Origin of the sequence: Luteolibacter pohnpeiensis (assembly GCF_016595435.1) — a bacterium.
Lineage (GTDB): Bacteria > Verrucomicrobiota > Verrucomicrobiia > Verrucomicrobiales > Akkermansiaceae > Luteolibacter > Luteolibacter pohnpeiensis.
The window spans coordinates 57,801-80,503 of the sequence record NZ_JAENIJ010000005.1; the positions used below are offsets into that span (position 1 = coordinate 57,801).

The 22,703-nt window shown below is 53.4% G+C and carries 14 protein-coding genes; 1 reads left to right on the forward strand and 13 read right to left on the reverse strand.

The window, feature by feature from the left end; genetic code table 11:
- Positions 1 to 64 precede the first annotated feature (64 nt).
- The 12 genes from JIN85_RS04505 to JIN85_RS04560 form a co-directional block, all read right to left on the reverse strand.
- The gene (locus JIN85_RS04505; protein WP_200268069.1) at positions 65 to 4,033 is read right to left on the reverse strand and encodes a HEAT repeat domain-containing protein; all 3,969 of its coding nucleotides are present in this window, start codon (positions 4,031 to 4,033) and stop codon (positions 65 to 67) included.
- An 11-nt stretch (positions 4,034 to 4,044) separates the two neighbouring features.
- Positions 4,045 to 4,686 carry a DUF4159 domain-containing protein gene (locus JIN85_RS04510; RefSeq protein ID WP_200268070.1) on the reverse strand — a complete coding sequence of 214 codons (642 nt, stop codon included), beginning with the start codon at positions 4,684 to 4,686 and terminating at the stop codon, positions 4,045 to 4,047.
- A gap of 12 nt (positions 4,687 to 4,698) precedes the next feature.
- Entirely contained in the window at positions 4,699 to 7,422 is a 2,724-nt protein-coding gene (locus JIN85_RS04515; protein WP_200268071.1) for a hypothetical protein, read from the reverse strand.
- 24 nt (positions 7,423 to 7,446) lie between these two features.
- Entirely contained in the window at positions 7,447 to 9,558 is a 2,112-nt protein-coding gene (locus JIN85_RS04520; RefSeq protein WP_200268072.1) for a vWA domain-containing protein, read from the reverse strand.
- A 107-nt stretch (positions 9,559 to 9,665) separates the two neighbouring features.
- A complete protein-coding gene (locus tag JIN85_RS04525) occupies positions 9,666 to 11,597 on the reverse strand; it encodes a BatA domain-containing protein (RefSeq protein ID WP_200268074.1) in 1,932 nt (643 codons plus the stop codon).
- Positions 11,598 to 11,602: 5 nt separating this feature from the next.
- Positions 11,603 to 12,484, reverse strand: a complete 882-nt coding sequence (locus JIN85_RS04530) for a DUF58 domain-containing protein (protein WP_200268076.1) — start codon at positions 12,482 to 12,484, stop codon at positions 11,603 to 11,605.
- Entirely contained in the window at positions 12,484 to 13,464 is a 981-nt protein-coding gene (locus JIN85_RS04535) for an AAA family ATPase (protein WP_200268281.1), read from the reverse strand. The genes JIN85_RS04530 and JIN85_RS04535 overlap by 1 nt, the downstream gene beginning before the upstream one ends.
- A gap of 31 nt (positions 13,465 to 13,495) precedes the next feature.
- A complete protein-coding gene (locus JIN85_RS04540) occupies positions 13,496 to 16,348 on the reverse strand; it encodes a hypothetical protein (protein WP_200268078.1) in 2,853 nt (950 codons plus the stop codon).
- Positions 16,349 to 16,437: 89 nt separating this feature from the next.
- Complete coding sequence (locus tag JIN85_RS04545) at positions 16,438 to 17,631, reverse strand: KamA family radical SAM protein (RefSeq protein ID WP_200268080.1); 1,194 nt, start codon at positions 17,629 to 17,631, stop codon at positions 16,438 to 16,440.
- A 134-nt stretch (positions 17,632 to 17,765) separates the two neighbouring features.
- Positions 17,766 to 18,677, reverse strand: coding sequence for a hypothetical protein (locus JIN85_RS04550; RefSeq protein WP_200268082.1), 912 nt, complete (start codon positions 18,675 to 18,677; stop codon positions 17,766 to 17,768).
- 9 nt (positions 18,678 to 18,686) lie between these two features.
- Complete coding sequence (gene pssA / locus JIN85_RS04555; protein WP_200268084.1) at positions 18,687 to 19,616, reverse strand: CDP-diacylglycerol--serine O-phosphatidyltransferase; 930 nt, start codon at positions 19,614 to 19,616, stop codon at positions 18,687 to 18,689.
- An 84-nt stretch (positions 19,617 to 19,700) separates the two neighbouring features.
- The gene (locus JIN85_RS04560) at positions 19,701 to 20,075 is read right to left on the reverse strand and encodes a hypothetical protein (RefSeq protein ID WP_200268086.1); all 375 of its coding nucleotides are present in this window, start codon (positions 20,073 to 20,075) and stop codon (positions 19,701 to 19,703) included.
- Between the two features lie 277 nt (positions 20,076 to 20,352).
- Between JIN85_RS04560 and JIN85_RS04565 the strand changes: the two genes are divergently transcribed.
- Entirely contained in the window at positions 20,353 to 21,633 is a 1,281-nt protein-coding gene (locus JIN85_RS04565; RefSeq protein ID WP_200268088.1) for a metallophosphoesterase, read from the forward strand.
- Between the two features lie 123 nt (positions 21,634 to 21,756).
- On the opposite strand, the gene nadA is transcribed toward JIN85_RS04565, so the two are convergent.
- On the reverse strand, positions 21,757 to 22,692 hold the full coding sequence (gene nadA, locus JIN85_RS04570; RefSeq protein ID WP_200268091.1) for a quinolinate synthase NadA: 936 nt from the start codon (positions 22,690 to 22,692) through the stop codon (positions 21,757 to 21,759).
- Between the last annotated feature and the right edge of the window lie 11 nt (positions 22,693 to 22,703).

Sequence of the window (22,703 nt, forward strand, 5' to 3'; positions counted from 1 at the left end):
TGACACGTTCCGGTCAGGGCAAGCCCAATGGCTACCGGATCAAAAAAGCTTTGGGCGAGCCAAATTATTGAAGGTGCAGCAGCTTCTGGCCAAACAGGATAAAGACCGCAAGCAGAACAAACAACAGTCCGAGTCCCAATTTGACCCAACCGGTGTGCTTTTTCTGGAATGCAATCAGCGTTTCACTGCGCATTCCACCATAGGCGAGGAGGAAAATCACGATCAGCGGGACGATGAAAGCGAGATTGTAAACGATCAACCACAGCACCGCATCCAGGCGCCCCTGTTGGATTTGATAGATGATCGGCGCATAGACCTGGCCTGTGCAGGCGAGTTCCAGCAGGGAAACCACCAGGCCGCAGACAAACGCCGCGATGATGAAATTCCGCGCGCGGGCGCTGGTGCGGATGACCGATCGGATGCGGGATTTCAGGAAACCGGGCAGTTGCAGGCTCATTTCATCCAAGCGTCCGGCCCGGCTTTTCCAAGCGTCGCGGAATGACAGATAGGCTGCGAATAGGGCGAGCAGGCCAAAAATGAGGTTCATCCATCTTTGGATTCCTGCAAAACGTTCGTTGATCAACGCGAGCGATTGATAGAGGACCAGTCCGGCCAGCAGGTATGCGATGAATACCGCGGAGATGAATGCGATGCCCACCATCAGCATTTCGCGCGGTGTGCGGCGGGCGATTTGCAGGTAGGACAGAAGGAAAATGATGGTGGCGAAGGCGCACGGATTGACTCCATCCAGCAGGCCTGCGCCGATGACTAGGGGAAGGGTGTAGCTGGCGTAACGTCGATCGACGGCTTGCTTCGCTTGGGTTTCTGCAGATTTTCCGATCGCGAACCATGAATCGTCCTGCGGGCTCTGCGATGTCTTGCTCAGAAGCCTGCCAAGATCTGGAGCGGTGATTTGGTCCCGGATCAGGAATCCATCTTGGGTAAAGATCGCAGGTGAAATACTATGCAGGGCGGATGGCACTCTGAACCGCTGGCACAAGGCCTGATTGAGAATCGTCCCATCGGGGGTGAGGATGTTTTGTTCATGGAGTTCCAGCAGCGGGAAATCATTTTTCATGGAATCCAGCAGCTGCTTTGCGTGGAGGCATTCAGGGCAACCTGGTTTGAAAAAGAAAAGCACGGCCAGTGATTTCCGCTCGGTGGCGGGGCTTGCTGATTCATCGGCTAGCAGGGAATCGGTTGGAGAACCGGAATGGGCATCGATGGTTGCGAGCGATGCAAAGGTGCTAAACCCTTCGGATTTTTCCGTCATGATTTTAGCATTCAGCTTTTCCAGCGTTTCCGCATCAATGTAGGTGGTGTCGGCGACTGCCAGCAACGGGGCCAGGCTCGGGGTGGCTCGTGCTGCGTTTTCACGCAACCAATAGGCGATGCGTTTGGGGGCATCTAATTCTTCAGGTGCCTCACGGACCTGCTGCACCAAAGCGTCGAGATCGGTATTCCCGGTGAGAAGCAGAAGGGTGTAAGATGCTTCGAAACGATTGCGCGGTGAGGTATCTTGATCGCGTTGCGTCTCAAGTTTCTGCCGCAACTTCGCATCGATACGGGGAGGGCGACCGCTGGAATACCAATTCGTATCTTCCATCCAATCAACGTCAGAGAAATGATGATGCCAGTTGGATTGAGATGGGTTCAAGGCGCACGGTAGCGCTTCACGGACGAATGCTTCCGGGTCATTGAGAATTTGATCCGCACATTCGGACGCGGATTGCGGCTTCACTTTGAGCAGGCTGAACCAGGCGGCTCGTCGAACAAGAGGGCTGGACGATGCGGTTTGGCTCGAAAGCGCGTTGGCCGATTCGGTAGAAGCATTTTGCCGGAGAGCGATGGCGGAGAGGACTTTGACTTGGATGGATGAATCGGCGGACTTTAGCTCTGTGATCGCCCAACGCTGGATCGATGAAGCGAGAGCGCGAGAGCGAGCGACTGATTCAAAGCGATAGCTGTATACTTCGCTTGGAGTCAGGACGGCTTCTGGTTGGGTCAGTTCTCGGAGCACCAAATCTAAAAACATTTGTGCACTGTCATTTGATAGTGCTGCAGATGCTGCGCCGGACCGAACTTCCGAGACAGGATCCCGCATCAGTGCGGTCAAAACTGGCACGGCTTCCTGAACCGACGGTTTGTAGATCTGGTGGCAAATCTCGGTTTTCTGCGCGGTAGTTAGTGAAGGAAGAAGCTCCAACAGCGCCGTGTAACCGTCTGGATAATTCGCATGAGCTAATGACAGCGCGGCACGGAATTGATCGCCGGGAGTTTTTCCATCCCGGGTGTATTTCAGAATTTCTTTTGCCAGTTCCTCCTGAACATGGGGGATGATTGGCTGGCCGCTACGATTCTCGTCCAGACCTGGCTTCATGAACGCGGTGTAGAGAGGATCAAGCGCAGTGGATCCTGCTTCATCACCCAATGCTTTTTCCAAAGCCTGTGTGACTCGCGGGTCTCTGATCGTCGATGGAGGTAGTTCCAGTTGGTTAAGAATTACCTCTACCTTTGCGCTTTCACCGGATCTCAGTGCGGTCAAAATAGCACTGCAGATTTCAGGCTTATTGAGCTCATCCGAATCGGAAACCAAGGCCCGAAGAGCGGCGCAAGCGACATCGAGCTGACGGTCTGCTGCGTAGCGGAGGGCGAGCGGGGCGAGCGTTTCGTTGGAGGCAATCTGGCTGATGGCGGCGATACGTGCCTCGGTTGAGGCGGCATCGAGATGCTTCAGGAAATCTTCATCCAGAGGCTGCTTGAGCGCTCCAAAACCAGCGACTACGGCGGCGGTCGTACTTTCGTCCTGATAGAACATCTGCCTCAGCTTTGGGAGGGCTTCGGTCAGATTGAGAGCTCCTGATGTTTTGATCGCAGAAAAGCGGACAAAGTCATCTGGATCGTCCAAAAGGGTAAGGCAGGTGTTTTTTGCCGCTTCTAACCGGCTGGCGCTGACATATTCGAGCGACTCCGCGCGAACGCGCCAACGCTTGTCAGTTAGAGTTTTGAGAATGATGTCATCTGCCGGGGATTTGGACTTATTTTGCTCAGAGTTTTCTCTCAGACTTAAACTCGTCCTGATGGCGGAGATCAGTAGATCCTCATCTTCACTGTTGAGAAATGAGGCAACCAGCTCGGCGGTTTTCTCACCGGGAATGTCTTTCAACCGCCTCATTGCCCCGTGGATGACATTTACATCGGGCTCTTGCTTTAAGATCGGAGCAACAATCTCGACGGCTTGTTTGCCCCCAACGGCAAGGAAGGAATCGATTGCGGTTTCACGCACCAACGGATCAGAGTGGACAATGAAATCGCGCAAAATTGGCATCGCCAACATCCCACTGCTTTTGGTGGCATCGAGGGCGGAAAGAAGCTGATCTCTGCTGCCAAATGCAAGCTGGTGAGCGATGGTTGAGGCTTGTTCTCCCAATTGCCCGGATAAAACGATTTGGTATTGGGCTTCACGGATGCGTGCCCGATGTCCCATGGAAAGTGCTGGTGTGTTCTGCAGATATGTTTCCAAAAAACCGACTGCAGAGAGTCCTTCAGCTTGGAGCATGCGGCGTGCTCTCGCGGCTTTGTCACGGTCTTCCGCTAACAGGTCACGCATGTAAGCAAAGCGCTGCTCATCGGAGAACAGCGTGATCTTGTCCTGCTCAGACACTGGCTCATCCGCCCACTGCTTCCAGCGAACCAGAGCCGCCGTATTTTCCGGAGAATCCGCAGGTGCCCATGGATTGTAAGAAAAATCGCCACCCGCCATCTCCTCCAGGATTTCCAGTGCACCAAGTCGCACCGCGAGGATCGGATGATTGAGCAACTCAACCAGCTCGGCACGTGGCGGAGACTTCTGCAACTCGGAGCGGATGCGCGCTCCTTTCTCTGCATCCGGCAATTGAGGAAGAACATCCGCCAAAGTGGCGACATCGCGTGACCCGTCCTGGAAGCGCTGCCATGCTTCGTCAGCAGTGTCTGCACGAAGCTGTGGCAAGACCCAAACGAGCAACAACAGGAGATGGAAGATGCGTCTCAAGGAGCGAATGGTTAGTGGAGTAGCGCGTAGGCGAGGATGTTGGCGTTGATCTCCATCGAATTCTGGATCTCATTGCCACCACAACAACAGCAGCCTTCAGTGTGCGAGGTGTCATTGAGTCCTTCCGAAGAATAAACCAAAACGACTTTGCCATTGTGAGTCATACCCCGAAGTGGCGTTTCCGGGCCGGAGTGCGATAACTTCAAATCCTTCACTTCGAAAATCGTGCGAAAGATTTCGTGGGATAATGGAATGTCCTGCAGCTTGTCGTTGCCAAAAATGGATTTGACCTCGCGCTCAAATGCTTGGCTCCAGGCTTCATTGGAGCAGGACGCCGAGGCTAGGAGGAAACCACCATTCTCAAGATATTGTTTCAGGTTGACTCGCTCCTTCGATGTTAAACTGAAATCACCCGTGCCTGTCATGATGACAAAGGGAATTTTGAATAGCTCATCGTCCACCAGCTTGACGGCTTTGAACCGGCGTTCCGTGGCGATTGACGTTTTCTGTTGGACCGTCGTCAGGAATTCATCGCTGAAACATTGCGAAGTACGGGTTCCGGCGTAGATGAGATTGCCGCATTCAACAGCGCCTTCCTTCGCCGACAGCGAAATGGTGAGCAGTGAGAGACATAGGAGAATTTTGCTTTTCATGGCAATGGTGGATCAAGGGGTGAAATAGCCTTTGACGGCTTCACGGTAAGGTTCTGGAACTGGTTCCTCGGAAAGTTGCGGCGCATCACCCGATTGCAGATCTGTCGGGGTGATGCGACCCTGCTCGGCAGTTGTTGGGAGAGGGGCGATCAAGCCAGGTTTGCCTTTGCCGCCGTCCTGGCCGGAGCTTGAGGCGAGCGGTTGAAAATCGAGTCGATCAGGTCCAACGACGGGCAAATTGGTGGAAAATCCAGACATGGGAGTGCCTGAGCCTCCGTTACCACCCGTGCCCATGTTATCCTGTCCATCGCCACCATTTCCTCTTTGGCCATTTCGCTGAGCGAACAATGACTCTAACATCTGCTCGATATTTTTGTTCACGTCCGGCGCTCCCTGGAAAGATGGCGGGATGCCCTGCGTGGCCTGCGCAAAGGACTCAGGCTTGGACATCAGGCGAGCTAGAATCTCTTTTGCAAGTTCTGCATTGGTATAGGCATCATTTGCGCGACCCGCATGACCGTGCTCTGCCGCGGCATCCATCAGTGTCTCCGGGGCAGCTAGATCCAGATCATTCAAAAACGAAATGGCGGAGTCGATGAGTGGCGCCAGTTCATCATGCTTCCCTTGGAGTTGGTTCACTCTTGCCCGAAGGTCGGCCTTGAATTGGTCCAGTGCTTGTCGGTTCTTTGCCTGCGTATCTGCGAGCGATGGAATCAGGCGCCGATTCTGTGCCTGGCCGTTTCGAAGTTCTTTGACGATGGTTTCGAGGCGTTTGGCAATCGATACCTGGGTCTCGTAGATTTCGCGAAAGCGGCTCGCCATTTCGAGCAAACTGGAGACGTCATCGGTGAATTGAACATCGTCGGCCAATTGCTTTTCTTCAGGTTCCTGCCTGCCTAACCGATCCAGCATTTCGTCCAGATCTTGCGGCTGGAAATGCTCCAGTTGTTGCAAGTTCTCGCGCAGCCCTTCCGCTTGTTTTCTGGCCAGGTCTTGCAGTCTTTTTTCTAAATCGAACGCGGTAAAGTCGTCGGCAATTTTTTCTAACAGCTCAGCAGCTTCGCGCTGGGCCTTGCGTGCCGATTCGAGCGCCTTCGGGTCATCCGGCGATTCCTTCAATTTCTGTAACGATTCGCGTGCCTGTCTCATCGCATCCTGCGCCGCACGAAATCTCGCGTCAAACTGCGCCAGGGTCGTCTTCGCCCGAATGTATTCGGCGTATTGATCTTCTGAAATGATCTGGATGCGGGAGATGCTCGACGAGCCATAACCGAGCAACGAGGGGTTGTGGTCGCTTGCCTCCAGCATCAATTCGATCGTTTGCCCGGCTTCCAATCCAAGCTCGTCGAGATCGAACCGATCTGTGAAATCATAGGATCTTTCTGATATCTCGGGTGCCACGGTTTTGACGCGATCCCTGAACCCTTGCAAAGTCCGGACAAACTGAAGCTGCGATAACATGAAATCATCCTCGGCATGGCCACGGATCGGAATCACGGATCGCGGCGTTGCCAGCAGCAGGGGTGGTGGTGAGCTAAGCTCAACCACGGGCGCTTGATCCGGAATGATTCGTAAATTCAACTCAAGTGGCTCTGCACAAGAGGTGCCACGGATATCTTTCAGGGTGGCGCTCAAACGCCCCGGACGGACCGCCTGCCAGGAAAATGCTACGGCGGATTCCGTAGTTACGGTCCCGGGATAGATTTCAGCTTCCGGTTCGGAACCAGGAACGGAAGCCGGGGTGAAGGTAAGCTCTCCTGAGCCAAGTGGCCGGTTGCTGCTGAGCTCAAGCGTTACGGTGGAGCCTTCGATCGCGGAGATTTCATTGGTGTCGAGTGGCCGCACCATTTCCGGCATGCCGGTGTAGGCGGGGGGAGTGATCCGCACTTTTCCCGCCAGAATGTTTGGCTGGAGCATCACTTCTACGGGAATCCACTTGGACCGTGCTTTGCCACAAGCGAAAGCAATCTCAACCGGCTCGGTAACTCCGTCCAATTTTCGGGAAAACCGAGTGGGAGATTCGCGGAAAGCTGGGAGTCGCAAATGAGTTCCATTTCGTTGAAGCCGGACTCGGCACTCCACAGGATGCTCCAGGGCGCCGCCGGTAATTCTGGCGTGGAGCAATAACTCATCTCCGTAAACAACCGCAGGTTGTGCGGGGTCGATCTCAAAGACCAGATGGCTGAAAGGTGGGGTATCCGCAGTTGGATGCAGCAAGCGATTCGCAACCGTGACAAAGGCGCCGGGGAAGCCCAGCCACAGAGCCAGCATCACTAGCAACAATGCCATGACTGCAATGAGTGGCAGTTTGGAAAGTCTCCACGGCACGGTTTTCTGCCACGGCAACTGGTTTAAGGCCGTCGCCGCCGCAGTTGAAGATCGATCCGCAAGTAGCTTTCCTAAGGGTGAGTCCGATGAGCTGGAATCCAGCGACAGCGCCGCTGAAATCGGCCGTCTTGAGTCGCCCAGCGCGAGGTCGGCTTGATCCGCAGCAGCTCGTTTCCGGACCGGAAGAAATCGGATGCCAGCGAGGACCACTGCGATGGTGGTTAAAATCCACAATGCCCAAGTGATGGCGATCCTCGCAGGGGACTCAAAGGCATGGATCGCATCGAGCCATCCGAAGCACAGCCAGAGCAATGCAATCCATGCGAGTCCGCCCAATAGGATTGCCAGCAGTCTGCCGAGCTGCTGGCGCAGCTGAAATCGACTAAGTGCTTTATGGTATTCGGACATGATAGACGAAGATATGATGACATATTATGCCAGACCCAGCCTCCGACGGAAGAACCATTCCGCAGAGAGTAGGGCGGCGATCAAGATCGCGACGGTAGCTAGATTCCAACTTGGCTTCCAAACTGCCCCGGTTTCCCTGGTCGCAAGTTTCTTTGGCAGCAGGTTTTGACGGATGAATGCTTCTGCAGTTTCCGCGGTTAAAGCGGTTCCTCCGGTCGCGGTGGCGATGTGGTTGAGAAAGTCGGGATCGGCAGAAAGATCATCCTGTTCGCTTGGCGGATGAGGTACGGTAAATACCGTTTCAGGGACTGACGGCGCGTGGTCGCGGGGATCAAGAATCGAAAGGTGCCAATCGCCAGGACTTGTCGGAGTGAATGAACCTCGCCACATCGGTCTGCCATATGCGTCGGTAAGCAATGCCGGATGGACTAGCGATTCCTCTCCATTTGGAGCGATCACTTTCAGCTGGATATCAGGTAATGGGGTGGTGCCACGGTATGAAATGGTTGCCGCCACAGCGGAGCCGGCCGTGCCGTGTGAGGCGGGCAGGCGTAATGAGAAATCCTGGCCCGGAAGAAATTCAGAATAAGTCGCCATCCACTGGATGAGCTGAATCCAGAAGTCATCATAGCAGTTGCCGAGTTCGCGGGCTTCCGGGAAAAAGTCCCAGCGCCACAGCCCGTCTCCATTCAATAAACCGACCACTCCCTGGCCGTGACGTCGAACCATCAGGGCGGGGAATTTGCCAGATGCGCTCGCGCTCGTGTTAGACTGCCCATTGGCCAGCACGCGTGTGAATGGTTTGATCAATGAAACCTGGCGACCGTCCTTCAGCGTTGGCAGCGACTTCCAAAGCGAGGCATCGGGTGGCGGCAAAGCTTGCCCAAAGAGCCCGGTATTTTCTCCCTCGGCTGATGGCTCGAATTGGAATTCTGAAATTCGGGCAGAACCCCAGATGACAGGTTCAAGATCATCCAGCGCCGGAACATCCCCGGTCGTCGGTTTGCCACGCGAGAGGAGCACGGCACCTCCCCGATCGCGCACGTATTGGCGGAGTGCTTCCGCGCGCTCGGGGGTGAGGAAGGGGTCGACGTTTTTGCCAAAGACGATTAGGTCGTATCGTCCCAGTTCGTCCAAAGTGGCCGGGAAGACCGGGTGCTCGGACTCGGTTGTTTCATCACTTCCGGTATCGATCCGAAAGTAGCGTTCGTCCGATAATCGGTGGACCGAGTGAACTTCCATCTGGGGTTGCTGGCGAAGCAGCTGCGCCAAAAATTTGCTATCCCAATATGGCGCACCTTCCGCGAGAAAGACTCGGGTCTTCGATTCAACGATCCGGATGTTTGCCCCGGCTCGGTTGTTAGACTTTCTCGATTCGCCGGCGACGACCGGGGTTTCCAATGTCCAGCGGCAGGATACGGATGGAGCGGTGAGATCGAAAGTCCCGACACTGGTTCCGCCCGATTCGACTTCGAGCGACAGTTGTTGCAAAGGCGATCCGTTCTCGTCCAACAACGAGACTTGTGCTTTCAACGGCTCAAGCCCGGTTGATTTGAGCGCGAAAGGAATGCGCAGGTGTTGTCCTGGAAATGCAGTGATGGCAGAGCGATTGAGTTGCAGAGCAAGATCCGCTGCTGGTTGGTCTGCTCCGATGGCGACTGTGTGAATGTTGGTATTTTGGCTGTTTGCGCGCAGCGCGATATCAGCCAGCGCATCAGGACCAGAGCCGGAGGTATCACGACCATCACTTAAGACCATGATTCCAGCCAGAGACTCACCCGTAGATGCCGCATTTTGCAGAACCTGAGAAAGTGACATCAGGATTTGACTGCCGTCTTTGTCTGAAGATGGAAGTTGATCTGGTTCCAGCGGTGCCTCCAAGGCTTCAGCGAATGGGTGGATGCGGATTGGAACGTCTGCCTCGTTTGCTTGCTTCACCGCTTGAGCGAGCACATTGCGTGCGACTTGAGCGCGGGATTTACCGTCGCTGGCAGCTTGTGCCATGGATGCGGAATGGTCCGCTAAAATGATCCATGCGGGTGGTTTTTGATTCGTTGGGTTAACCCATTTTCCCGGGTTCCACAGCGTGATCAGGATCACTGCCACGCCTCCCAGCCTTAGAGCAATTAGTAGCATCCTGCTTCTGATTGCCAGACCGTGAGATGTTTTCCATGCGCCGAAAAAGCTGATCGCCAATAAGGCGAAGGCCAGCGGATAGAGGACGATCGGTTGGAAGAATGGGTTCAAAACTTAGCGAAGCGGGTGAGGAATAAGCTTTCGGCGGCAAGTGCCAGCAAGGATGCCAGCAAAAGCCATGGCCAAAGTGGGATGCCGCGAGCGATTGCAGCGAGCCGCTCTAACGAATGCTCGGTTGAGGAATCGATGCCAAAGGATGGCGCTTCCGGTAGTGGGCGGAGATCGGATTCGGACACCGGGAAATTGACTGCAGTGAACTCAATCGCCTGGCCGGATATCTGCCATTGATACATGCCCGGTGTGGATGAGGCGATCGATTGCCATTGCACGCCGTCTGCGGTGGTGGCTTCACGGAGTTCTAACAGATTCGAATCCGGGCCAATCAATGAAATCGAGTTGGTTTGCTCAGGCTCGGTTGATACATAGCTGAGCCTCGATCCCGAAGGCAATTGAGCTGCTTCCGATTGCGATGCGGGTCTGGTCCGTAGCAGCATTTCTGCGAGCGCGGGAAGGAAGACACTTTTTTCGGTCCAGTCGGTTTGGCCCGGATCAAGCGATAGATTCATCACCAAAATCGGTGCGCCTGGAGTTGGGATTTCGAAAATCGCTGGCACACCATCTTCATAGGTCGCGATGGATTTGGCACCGGGAATCGGAGATAGCGGGATGCGCTCATGGAACCGACCCGCAAATGGATTGCCAAAGTCACCGGAGCGAAACATGCCGACTGCCGGATGGCTTTCGGAAGGTAAGATTTGCCAGCCCGATTCTGAGTGCTCAAGAGATAGGGGAGTGGGAGAGTTCGGCCACGATTGCGCACTGTGAATGAGGATGGTGATGCCGCTCGCTGCCTTTTTTTGCAAAGCATCCAGATCCGCTCCATCCCAGTTGGGAATTACCAACAGGTCCCCGTCAGCTGCTTTTGGTGTCGTCTCCAGCCAGGGTAAATTTGCAATAACACGTTGAATCGAATGCTGAACCGCGCCTTCAACCCGGATCGCACCACGCACGTGCACCACGCTATGTCTCGCATCGTCCCCCGGGAATGAGTCTCCCTCAAGTGACACGGTGACCGGAAGACTTCCTGCGTTGGCGGATTTTACCTTGAAGGCGATTTCCGCTTCACCCCAGGCGGCAAGATCGACCGGTTGCGATTGGCGGGAACCACCGGCATTCAGGGTGACCTGGGTCCGGACGGGTTCTGAGGCATAACTCCGCACATTCGCCAAAATGGTGATGTCCTGACCTGCGACGGGTTCTGTAGGTTGGCATAACAGCCGGGTGATGGCGAAATTGGGTGGCGCTTCATCGGCCACTTTACGAATCTTCAGTTTTAGACCTTTTGGCAGGGAGGGATGGAAATCCTTCCAGGCATTGGCTTGAAAATCTGAGATCACAACGAGTTCACGGCGCCCTTGGATGGTGCCGAATTGACGAAGAGCCAGATCAAATGCCGAGGCCAACGCGCCCGATTCCTGTTCTGGCTCCGACTGCTTGAGAAGATCTGTTAGATAGGAAAGATTTGGTCCCGGTGCCGGAAATGCCGAGTCGGGTTCCGCGTCAATCCACACGAGGTTTGCATGGCTCGGCTTCAGTGAATCGAGGTAATTGCTTGCTTCCGCACAGGCGATTTCAAATCGGCTGGCCGCGCCATGGTCGCGTGCTGCCATCGAGGCCGAGCGGTCGATCATGATCACGACCGTGGATGCCTCACCAGGGAGTGGTGCCGAGTCCGAAACTAACAATGGCAGCGAGAAAGCCGCCGCCAATAGCAGTAAGGCAAGGGTTCGCAGGGCCAAAAGCAGCCAGTCTTTTGGTCGGCGGATTCTAGCTGTCAGGCGAGTGATGCGGCGCAGGAATTCGACATTTGAAAATCGATACTCCGGTGGCTTGGCGCGAGAAAGCAGATGCACAAGCAATGGCAGTCCTGCCAAGGCGAGCAGGCCGAGCAATGCGGGATGTTGGAATAGAATCGACACGGGAATCAATGGGCGCGCATTCGATCAAAAAGGGAGAAATAGGAATCTGCTGTCGAACAGAGTGCGTAATCCACCTGTCGTGATGCTGCGAGGGCGCGCAGTGATCGGGAATGCCGGACGATTTCCTCATTCCATGCCTTTCGGATCGATTGCGGGTGAACGGTGACCTGGGATGCGGATTCCATGTCAACGAATCGCGATAGGCCGCGTTCTTCCAACTGAATCTCCGCCGGGTCTAACAGATGGAACAGATGGATTCGGAAACCTCGATGGATGTAGGCGTTCAGCGCTCTGAAAAGTTCGGCAGGATCACAAAAGAAATCCGACAAAATCACCAAGGTGCCTCGGCGCTTTAGCAATGGCTGGGCTTTAGCCAATGCTTCGACGATGGAAGTGCCGGAACCCGCGCGTGTTTCCTCAAGTGTGTTGAGAAGATCATGCAAATGCTTTCTGGTAGAACCGGGTGGAAGAAATCGCCGAATTCCTTGATCGAATAGCGCTAGGGAAACCCGGTCGTTTTTGGAAATCACCCACCAGGCAAGTGCAGCGGCAAAATACGAAGCATACTCCAGTTTGGAGAGCCTCTCGCTGTTTTCGGGAAATCCCATCGATGCCGAGCAGTCCAGAAAGAGGTGACATTCCAGATTGGTTTCTTGCTCGAAGGTTTTGAGGAACAGTTTGTCGTTTCTTGCAAAAATCCGCCAATCGACTTTCGCGAGATCATCGCCCTCGGCGTAAACACGGAACTCGTGAAATTCAATGGATGAGCCACGTTGGTGCGAGCGATGACGGCCGGATAAATATCCTTCAACCATGGCTTTCGCGCCAAATTCGTAGTTCTTCAGCCGTCGGATGTCGGCTGGATCCAGATATTTGAACCGTGACATTAAAGTGCTTGGATGAGTTTCGTCACGATGTCATCTGTCGTAATTCCTTCTCCGGTTGCATTGTAATTCGGAATAACGCGGTGTCTCAGAACTGGGAGTGCCACGGCTTTTACCTCTTCGATCGATGCCGTAGATTGCCCGCGCAAAAGAGCTAGCGCCCGAGCCGCGCGGGCCAGGCATTGGGATGCTCGTGGGCCGGCTCCAAATGAGACATAGTTTTTCACATCTGGGGTTGCGTATTCCGAGTCCGGCCTGGTGGCATGAACAAGCTTCAGGATCGACTCGATTACGGTGTCAGGGAGTGGCATATCAAGTGAAGCCTCCTGCAAGGCAGTCACCTTGGACGCATCGAGCAAGGCTTCGGCTTGATCTACGGAATGTCCAGTAGTTCGGCGGATGATTTCAGCTTCCTGGGCAAATGTTGGGTAGCCGATGTTAAGCTGGAAGAAGAAGCGGTCGAGTTGCGCCTCCGGCAGGGGATAAGTGCCCTCATGTTCAATCGGGTTTTGCGTGGCAAAAACCGTGAAGGGTTGTTCAAGTTGTCGGGTCTGCCCGTTTACCGTGACCTGCTTTTCCTGCATGGCCTCAAGTAGGGCTGCCTGGGTTTTTGGGGGAGTCCGATTGATTTCATCGGCAAGGATCAGATTCGAAAAGACCGGTCCGGGCACAAATCTGAAACTGCGTTCTCCTTCGGCTGAAGTTTGTAAAATTTCCGAGCCAAGAATATCGGTCGGCATCAGATCCGGAGTGAACTGAATGCGTTGAAATTTGAGCCCGAGGATTTGTCCGAGTGTCGAAACAAGCAGGGTTTTTGCCAACCCGGGGACACCGACAATCAGGCAGTGACCTTTGCAGATCAACGCGGTCAGCAGCATTTCGACGACTTCTTCTTGGCCCACGATGACTCGTCCGGTTTCAGAACGGATTTTCGTGATGAGTTCCTGGAGTTGGTCCCATTGGGCGGATGCGGATTCGGACATGATCAGTTGGCTTGGGGTGGAGAGAGGTGGTTCAGTTGTCGTCTTCCGCTGCACGGATGGCTTCGGCATCGGCCCGACTTAGAATTTGAACGTCGAGATCGAAACTCTCGGAACTGCTGGCTGCGGCTTCAAGCGCGTCGCTGAGCGGAGCCTTGAACTCGCTGTAGCGCGCCTTTCCATCCACGATCTGGATTGGAAAATCGAAGTTTTGGTCAGCCGTATAGAGTTCCAAGTAAATGACGCCGGTTGAGTCAGCGGGGGCTTCCTCACCGACCAGAGCGTCAAAAGAGCTGTAAAAAAGTCTTGAAAGGGAGGGGCGTTCTGATTCGGTCTCGCTTTCTTCGGCTGGCTCAAGGTTTGACCGGAAGGCCAAAATTTCCAAACCCGGACCGATTGCAGTGCTGGTAAGGTTGATGTAGGTTCTGGAATGGTCGGGCAGATTGCGGGCGATTTCCTCCATCCAGGATTCCAGCGCCTGCGGCGTGATTTCAAATCCAACTCCGATGTTGCCAACGCCAGGTTGGTCCGGATAGCTGAGATAGCCCTTCGAGCGTTTGATGATTTGTAGTCTTAGTTTTTGTAATGACTGGGGGAAGGCGGGAGTTTGCGGGTCTTCGAGCCAATCGATCCAAGCCATGAGTTCATCGGGCGATAAGTTCGTTAGATAGGGATGAACTTCGTTCGTGGGTAATGAACCGGCGTGATGAACCATTTCCTCCAGCCTCGACGCATCAACGCGTGAAGCATCGGGCAACGGAGGAATGGGTTTACCCTTGAGCCTGGCGGATGCCCGTTCGTAAGCAAGCTCTCCGGCGCTTTTGTGCAGGACCAGCGAAGCGCGTTGGAAATCCATGAACATTCCCTCGAGGGAAGTTTCCAAGGCAATGGCTGCGAGCTGCCCCACCGTATCGCTGTCATCCGTGTAGCGATTCATTTCCGCCGGGATATCGTTTTTGTCAGCGAGAAGTGCCTGCCAAACTTTCTTTTCTGAACTGGAAAGCTTTCTTGGATTCTTTTCCGGGGCGAACTCGTCATTCAGCGAGCGCGAATGGTAGTTGATGCAGTAAGCTAGGAAATAGCTCCGGGTTCTGGGCTCCGTTGCTGCTTTAGCCCCGGCCAGCATGGCGAGGAACTGTTTTGCCAACGGTTCTTCCTTGATCGAGTTATAAAATGCACGGATCGAAATCTCTGGATTTTCCAAATTCTCCCGTGCCAGTTCCCGCGCTCGGCCTTGAATCGAAAGGCCCTCGGCCTTGGCACCCATTTGCTTCATTATCTCCATCGCCATTTTCCGATCCATGCCGAGCTCATAGTCTTCACTGGGCTCGATCTGTTGGTATTGCGCGATGACTGCGGATCGGTAGACTTTGAAAAATTCAGTGGTGGGTGTTTTTCTTTTACGGATGTATGTGGCAACCGTCTCAATTTCCTTTACGGGTGAAACTGAATTTAATATCTGCGCTTCGAATTTCTGATGCAGTGATTCATCCGATGAGGTTGCGATGATGGAGGCTGCTGCAATTTTTTGTTCTTTGGAGCTGCTTGTTAGATATGCATATGCCAACTGGTCCCGGCTATCATTCTGATGTTGCTGCCAGAAATCGAGTGCAGCAGATTTGGTTTGAGAAGCATCCATCTCACGGACATAATCATCGGAAGCAGGAAGCATCGCATCCAGAAGTTGAGTGGCAATATCACTGCGCCTAAGAGGATGATTGAGATGCGCGAGTTGTTGTTGCATATTCTCAACCGGACCCAAGTCTGAATCAAAACTCATGGAGAAAGAATTAGCAGGTGAGTTCGGGAAATAGGTGAGGTAATCGTCCTCCGCCAAAGCGATCAGGACGGGAATCGCCTTCATGCCTAATCGCAGAGTTGGGACTGCAATTGACTTGCTCTCATCGAAAGTTTTTTTATCTGCGAGCAACCAGTTCCTGAGATCGTCCGTCAATATTCGATTCCCAGCGTTAGACATTTGGCTGAGATATTGTTGACGAGCTGAGGCTGGCAATTGGCTCAGCTGCTCGGCAAGTTCTTCAGGGATTTCAAAATCGTTGGAGGAAGGAGCCTTCAACATCCAGTCGATCGATTGGACCGCCTCAGGATCAAGTGAAATCCCATCCAAGGTGAGAGGGCGGGGTGGTTGGCTTTCCGCTCTTGCTTTTGATGGCTCCAGCAACAAACCCACTGCATTGCGAGCTTGCCAGCCACGCGGGAATTTCTGAACGAGTTCCATCAAGCCTTGATGGAGTGCTTTCCAGTCCTGCGACTGATAGAATTGCTCAATCAATTTTGAATAAGCCTGGTCAGCGATCAAATTGATGCCGGAGTCCAAAACCACTTCACGATTGGGAGCTGCCAGGAAGAGTGCGTTTACCAACTGATTCGCCAACTCCGCATCGCCATGCTGATGGAGTTGAACGGCAAAAATGAAGAAAGGGCCTGCTTCTTCTGACGAGAAATTGCCGTATCCCTTAAGGAAATACTCAGGACTATCTTCTTTTCTGGCTTGCTGGATCGATTCGATGAGCTTTTCGACGTCAGCCCTGAGATCCACTTTTTTGGCTTTGAAATGCGAGTTCTGAGGAATCTCGGTGTTATCGAGACTTCCCAAGCCGCGTAGAATCGTGGGCTCATCATGACCTGATGGTAAGCTCCACCCGTTTCCTTTCAGATTAGCCAGATAGTCACGGATGTGGTAATCAAAGTATACTGTCTGATCGGGAATTTTAGTCCAAGTAGCCTCTGGTGAGATCTGCGGAATCTCCAAAGCATCGATCAATGCAAAGCCTTCACTGAAGTCTGGTGCCGCTGGCTCCATCGCACCGCAGCGGAGCCAGAGCAGAGTGAAGAACAGAACTGTTAGAAGCTTTCGAACGGGCACTTAAAGCAAACAAGCTGATCTCCGTCGTAAACGGAAGCTTCTTTTGCCCGTTAGCGAAAAAAAGTCGCCGCTCGCGACTGCACTTGAAATCAAGAGCAGCCGTGCAGGGCCCGATGATGCAATTTTTCCATCACACCATCAGGAACTGGAGTCGGATCCGGATATTCGAACAGATTTCCCTCGTAGTTGCGAAGCGTGACTTTTCCAGGAACGGAATCGATCATGTAGTTCGGGTTGATCGGAATTTTTCCACCACCGCCCGGTCCGTCGATCACATACTGCGGGATGGCATAGCCGGTGGTGTGGCCGCGCAATCCCTCAATAATTTCGACCCCTTCGGCGACGGAAGTTCGCAGGTGAGTCGAGCCAGTGATGAGGTCGCATTGATAGAGGTAATACGGCCGAACACGGCACATCAAAAGTTTGTGAACGAGGGCCTTTTGAACCTCCACGGAGTCATTGATGCCACGTAGCAGGACACTCTGATTGCCCATCGGGATACCCGCATCTGCCAATCTCCCCAGGCCGTCGCGCACTTCAGAAGTCAGCTCGCGCGGATGATTGGTGTGGATGGAAATGAAGAGCGGGTGATGTTTGCGCAGCATTTGGCACAATTCCGGCGTGATCCGCTGAGGCAGGAAAATCGGAATACGAGAGCCAATCCGGACAAACTGGATGTGCGGGATCGATCTCAAGCGGGTGAGCAAGCGATCGAGAATCGTGTCCGACAACAACAGCGGATCACCGCCGGAGAGCAGCACGTCCCGTACTTCGGTGTGTTGTTCCAGATACTTGAAAGCGGCTTCCCAGTTCATTTCCAGGTGCTGTTCTCCTACGCCTGATACCACGCGTGAGCGGGTGCAGTAGCGACAATAGGACGCACAGCGATCGGTGACCAAAAACAAAACCCGGTCCGGATAGCGATGCACGAGTCCTGGGACCGGCATGTGTGAATCTTCGCCACAGGGATCCGCCAATTCCTCTGGGGCGGTCCAGCCTTCTTCGATGCGAGGGATGATCTGGCGGCGGATCGGGCAATTCGGATCATCGCGATCGACCAGATTGAAGAAATGAGGGGTGATCGACATCGCCAGCTTGTTCCCGGCAAGTAGGACTCCGGCGCGTTCGACGTCCGTTAGATTGATGCGGGATTCCAGATCGCTGAGGGTATTGACGCGATTGCGAAGCTGCCATTTGTAATCGCTCCATTTTTCCGTGTCTTCGTCGGCCCAATAGCCGGGCGCGTGCGAAATGAAGGTTGGGTCAAGGTCGGTTGCTCGCATGGATTTATGGTTGAAGGCAATAAAACGTCAGGTAGGGGACCCTCTTAGAGATATTCCCTGCCTTTGGCTGGGAAATTCTGGACCGGGGATCTATTTCTGCAACGGACAATTTTAATGCTGGGGAAAGTGTCCACCTACTTGGCGGCACAGCGGCGTATCAGATCCACCAATCTTCCGGCAGAAGCTGCTACGGTTGTGGGTGGTGCGGGTTGGTCATCCGGCTCTGAAACAGCCACGGCGGGACGTGTTGCAACCCGTAAGGTTGGCAGGCCGGTTGAAAACAGCACTTTTGCGAAATCGGCAGCGTTTCCATCCGGAAATGCCTCATCCATAGCGATTACCGCTCCGATTTCACCGGTATTCGAAAGAGCTGCGAGGTTTGGATCGGGCGCGGTCAGCCAGAGTGATTCGCGCGCGCCCATCGCCTCAACATAGATCACCACGGATGGATCGGCGGATTTCGCAATCAGCTGTTTCAGACCATCAAGCGTCTTTTCTTTGGGGGCTGTCGGATCGTTGGCGTGTGGGAGGAAAACAAAATGAACCGATCGCAGGGGAGTATCGCCAGCCATGGCTTGAGCAGCGGCGATGGTGGCCGTGAGTCCAGTGGCATTGGCTTCCACCCCAGGTGAGCCTGGCCTGGAGTCGTAGCTGGTCACGACCCAGATCGGTGATTGATCCGATTTCCCGGTGATGCGGACCTGAATGATGGGAAAATCACCGGTCGAGCGCTCCAGCATGATCGCGTAGCCCGTGTTGGATGGTCCGAGTGAGCCTTGGATCATGGCTGATGCTTTGCCAAGATTCGCCGCGGCCTTTTCTGAAGACAAATTTCGCTCACCAATGATCTGCACGAATTTTGTCAGATCATCCTGCAAGCTTGGGACCGAGATATTCTGAGTGAATCTAGCCTGCTCGATCGCCTTCTCCTTCCCTTCATTCCAAAAGTAAAGCCAGAGGCCTGCTAAGGCGGAGATCAGCAACCACGCGGGAACTCCTACCAGTAGGATCGCTACCCAACGCTTCCGGGTTCGGGGATTTGACATGGATCAGTATCAATCAGGATTACTGGCCGGTGCCTTCTTTTCTTCCTCCACCTTAGTCGCTAGAGCAGGGGGCGAGGCGGCATTCGCATCAGGATCCGGCTCCGTCTCCACTTCGATGCCTTTGCGAAGTTTGGCGGAAAGCCAAGGACGGATGAAACCGTAGCCAAGATAAATGCTGAACAGCACCACTGGCATCACGTAGCGGAACTGGACCGTGATCACGAGCAGCAGGATGGCGAAGATCACGGCGCTCAAGGTACCGCGCGTTTTCCAATCCACTTTTTTAAAGCTCGGGTATCGGATGTCGCTGATCATCAACCAGGAGAGTCCGAGCATGACGCCCGCGAGAACGAATTTCCAGGCGCCGAGCTGGCGGTCGTTTTCGTGTAAATCGATGATCAGGAAAGTCAGCGAGGCGATGAAACCGGCAGCCATCGGAATCGGGATGCCACGGAAGTCATTGTCGACAACCGCCCCGGGCTTTTTCGGGATGGCTGCCAAGCAGTTGAATCGAGCCAATCGCATGGCTCCGCAGAGAAGATAAACCAGTGCAATTCCCCAGCCGATGTTGCCCAATGGGAAAAGAACGGCTTTTGAAACCAGCATGGCGGGGGCCATGCCGAACGAGATGATGTCGGCCAGCGAGTCGAATTCCCGGCCGAAGGGGGAATCTTGTCCGCCAAGCCGCGCCAGTCTGCCGTCCAGCAAGTCAAACAGGCAGGACCCAAAGATCAGCAGAATCGCGTATTCGTAGTAATTGTGGGAGATTTCGTAGTATTCCTTGGCGGTGAGAACCCCGTTCCCAGAGCTTTTTTGCACCTCGATCATGCCTTTGAAAATCATCAGCACCGCGAAAAATCCGCATGCGAGGTTCGCCCCGGTCATGAGATTGGGGAGAAAATAAATCTTGGGTTCGTCTGGATCACGTTGCCTTGGCATGCGGCGGAACTGTGGCACAGGGGGGGCGGATGAAACAGTGCAAAATCGGTTTGGGAATTCGACCACTCCTGAATGGCCCCCTTGTCAGCATGAGAGTCCTGATTCAAATTTTGCCAGAAACTCCGCGATCGGGGCGATTGCATCGTGAAATCCCAAGTGATTCATAATCAGCAAGCTCAGTAACACGATCGCGGTCGAAAACGAGAAAATCACGTAAAATAGGGCCAGTCTTGAGAATGTGATTCCCCATTTGCGGATGATGGAGCCGTCTCGATCGTTCTGGAAAAGAATGGCGAGTGGATGCTCGGCAATTCGGCGTATCCAACGTTTCCGGAATTCTTCCGGTGATCGCACCATTTGTCCTGCTGCCTGCCGTGCCATCAGGCTGAGAATCCCAACAGCTAAAGCGAGCAGCAGCAGACTCAGAGCATGTCTTGTGTCAAGATAAGCAAGATTCATGATGAAGCATTAACGGTTATGCAGAACATTTACTCATTTGTGGGTATTATGCACAAATTATAGATTGATCAAGAGTGGAAGATTTTTGCTTCTTCTTAATACGCCAATTAGGGGTGACTGCCAAGCGGCGGACTGCTATTTCGGTCCCGAGATGATCTTAAAATTGTTCTGCATAGGTCTAATCAGTCTTGGCACTCTCACTGCACAGACTACCCGTACCCTACCTAACTTCAATGAATGGCGCAAAGCCTGTGAAAAAATGCCTACGAATCGCCAAATGAAAGGGAAGTTTCCCGACTCTGATACGCTACCTCTCAAGAGTTATGAGGAATTTGATCAGATGCTCGACACCTTCATTCAAGCGGAGCGGGACGGTTCAATCGGGGATCGGAAACTATGGGTTGGCGCTTCTCCCAAAGCGGAATTTTTCAAATATGAGTCTGGATTCTATCAGGATAAGAAATTCAATTTTCAACCTTTTGCTAAGAAGTTAATACTTCCGGTTGGCTCAAAGGTTTATATTCAAGGAGATTTGCATGGTGATATTCACTCACTCTTGATCACTCTCGATGAGTTGCGCAAACGCAAGGTGCTGGATGGTTTTAAGGTAATAGATCCGTCCGCTTATCTATGCTTTACCGGTGATTTCACAGATAGAGGTTCATACGGTGTGGAAGTTCTTTACACCCTGATGCGCCTTAAACTTGCCAATCCTGAACGAGTTCAGTTCGCGCGCGGCAATCACGAGCACTTCGGGATGAATGCGAAGTATGGATTCGTCAAGGAGCTTCAGGCAAAATACGGTTCTGATATTGATATATCAAAAACCATGCACCTCTATGATCTTTTGCCCGTTGTTATCTATCTGGGAACGGAATCGGATTTTGTGCAAATGAATCATGGTGGCATGGAGCCTGGATACGATCCGAAGACATTGTTGGCTTCGTCCGGAACGACCCGATATCAATTCCTTGGAGAAATCCACCAGAAAACCTACTCCGAGAGTCATCAGGGCTGGCTGGGGGATGATCCGAAAGTCCTGAATTTGGCAGAGACCAGGTTGAAGGATTTCACGCCACAAGGCCCAACTTCGCCTAATTTGTTAGGCTTTATGTGGAGTGATTTTACGGTTTTTGGTGATGAACCATCGCTAGGATATGGACGCTCATTGATCTTTGGTGAGTCCAGTACGGCTTATCTGTTGAAATCCTTCAGCACGGAAAAACAGAAGATTCACGCAGTGCTTCGAGGTCACCAACATGCTTCCGGACCCAATCCATTGATGAACCGCATTGTCGCCAGTGGTGGGCTGTTCCGTCATTGGCAGGAACAGCATGAGGAGGGAAATGCAGATTTAACTCCGAAAGAGCTGGAACGTAAAATTGAGACGAGTCCCGTCCGATCCATTCCGGATGGATCAGTATGGACCTTCAATGTTTCCGCCGACAGCGTCTACGGTGAAGGTTGCCATTATGATTTCGGAACCTTTGGAATCATGAGCCTGAAAAAATCCTTCTCCGATTGGACGATGGAGGTGGTGAAGTATGATGTGTTCTAACATCTGATCACTTCAGCTCTCTGATTAGGCCGAAAAATCGATGAGAGTCCTAACTCGGGGCATGGCGATTCCATCAGTCATGCGCCGAGGCAGGCCTTCACTGGGTGATTTGAAAGATCACTCTTACTTCGATTGCTCAAGCATGCGGAGCAGTGGGGCTTCTGCGCGCTTGCGAATCGATTCGTCCATCTCCACGCGTGGCTCGAGATTTTCCAAGCAATCGCGGAGTTTCTCCAAGGTATTCATTTTCATGTAGCGGCAATCGGCGCAAGCGCATCGATCGGTAGGGCCCGCGATGAGATTTTTATCCGGGGCTTCTTTGCGCAAGCGGTGCAACATGCCGCTTTCGGTGACGACAATGATGTTTTTTACCGGCGCGTTTTTCACGTAGGTCACCATTTTTTCGGTCGAACAAACCTCGTCCGCCAAGAGTCGCACGGCTTGGGTGCATTCCGGGTGGGCGACGACCAATGCGTCGGGAAACTCTGCCTTGATGGCATGGATCGAGTCGCGCGTGAACTCGACGTGGACGTAGCAATTGCCTTTCCAGAGATCCATCTTGCGGCCGGTTTGCTCCATGACCCATGCACCGAGGTTTTCGTCCGGGACGAAGAGAATCGGGCGATCCGCAGGTGCTTGATTCACGATTTTCACCGCATTGCCGGAAGTGCAAATCACGTCACAAAGTGCTTTTACCGCTCCGGAGCAGTTGATGTAAGCGATGACGTAGTAATTCTTGTCCGCGTTTTCTTTGAGAAATGCCTCAAGTTGTGGAGCGGGGCAGGATTGTTCCAACGAGCAACCGGCATCTTTGTCTGGTAGAACGACAATTTTCTCCGGATTCACAATCTTCGCTGTCTCCGCCATGAAATGCACGCCGCAGAACACAATGACGTCGGCATCGGTTTCTTTCGCTTGATAAGCGAGGCCGAGCGAATCTCCGACGTAGTCACCGAGGTCCTGAATGTCACCAGTCTGGTAGTTGTGCACCAAAATGACGGCATTGCGGGATTTTTTGAGGGCGAGAATTTCCTCTTTGAGGTCCAGGGAGGCTTGCATGACAGATGGTT

What these genes read in the sequence shown, in the direction of transcription:
- pssA (WP_200268084.1), bottom strand. Translation starts at nt 19,616, where the DNA reads ATGCCAAGGCAACGTGATCCAGACGAACCCAAGATTTATTTTCTCCCC.
- JIN85_RS04550 (WP_200268082.1), bottom strand. Translation starts at nt 18,677, where the DNA reads ATGTCAAATCCCCGAACCCGGAAGCGTTGGGTAGCGATCCTACTGGTA.
- JIN85_RS04545 (WP_200268080.1), bottom strand. Translation starts at nt 17,631, where the DNA reads ATGCGAGCAACCGACCTTGACCCAACCTTCATTTCGCACGCGCCCGGC.
- JIN85_RS04560 (WP_200268086.1), bottom strand. Translation starts at nt 20,075, where the DNA reads ATGAATCTTGCTTATCTTGACACAAGACATGCTCTGAGTCTGCTGCTG.
- nadA (WP_200268091.1), bottom strand. Translation starts at nt 22,692, where the DNA reads ATGCAAGCCTCCCTGGACCTCAAAGAGGAAATTCTCGCCCTCAAAAAA.
- JIN85_RS04515 (WP_200268071.1), bottom strand. Translation starts at nt 7,422, where the DNA reads ATGTCCGAATACCATAAAGCACTTAGTCGATTTCAGCTGCGCCAGCAG.
- JIN85_RS04535 (WP_200268281.1), bottom strand. Translation starts at nt 13,464, where the DNA reads ATGTCCGAATCCGCATCCGCCCAATGGGACCAACTCCAGGAACTCATC.
- JIN85_RS04565 (WP_200268088.1), top strand. Translation starts at nt 20,353, where the DNA reads ATGAAAGGGAAGTTTCCCGACTCTGATACGCTACCTCTCAAGAGTTAT.
- JIN85_RS04510 (WP_200268070.1), bottom strand. Translation starts at nt 4,686, where the DNA reads ATGAAAAGCAAAATTCTCCTATGTCTCTCACTGCTCACCATTTCGCTG.
- JIN85_RS04520 (WP_200268072.1), bottom strand. Translation starts at nt 9,558, where the DNA reads ATGCTACTAATTGCTCTAAGGCTGGGAGGCGTGGCAGTGATCCTGATC.
- JIN85_RS04530 (WP_200268076.1), bottom strand. Translation starts at nt 12,484, where the DNA reads ATGTCACGGTTCAAATATCTGGATCCAGCCGACATCCGACGGCTGAAG.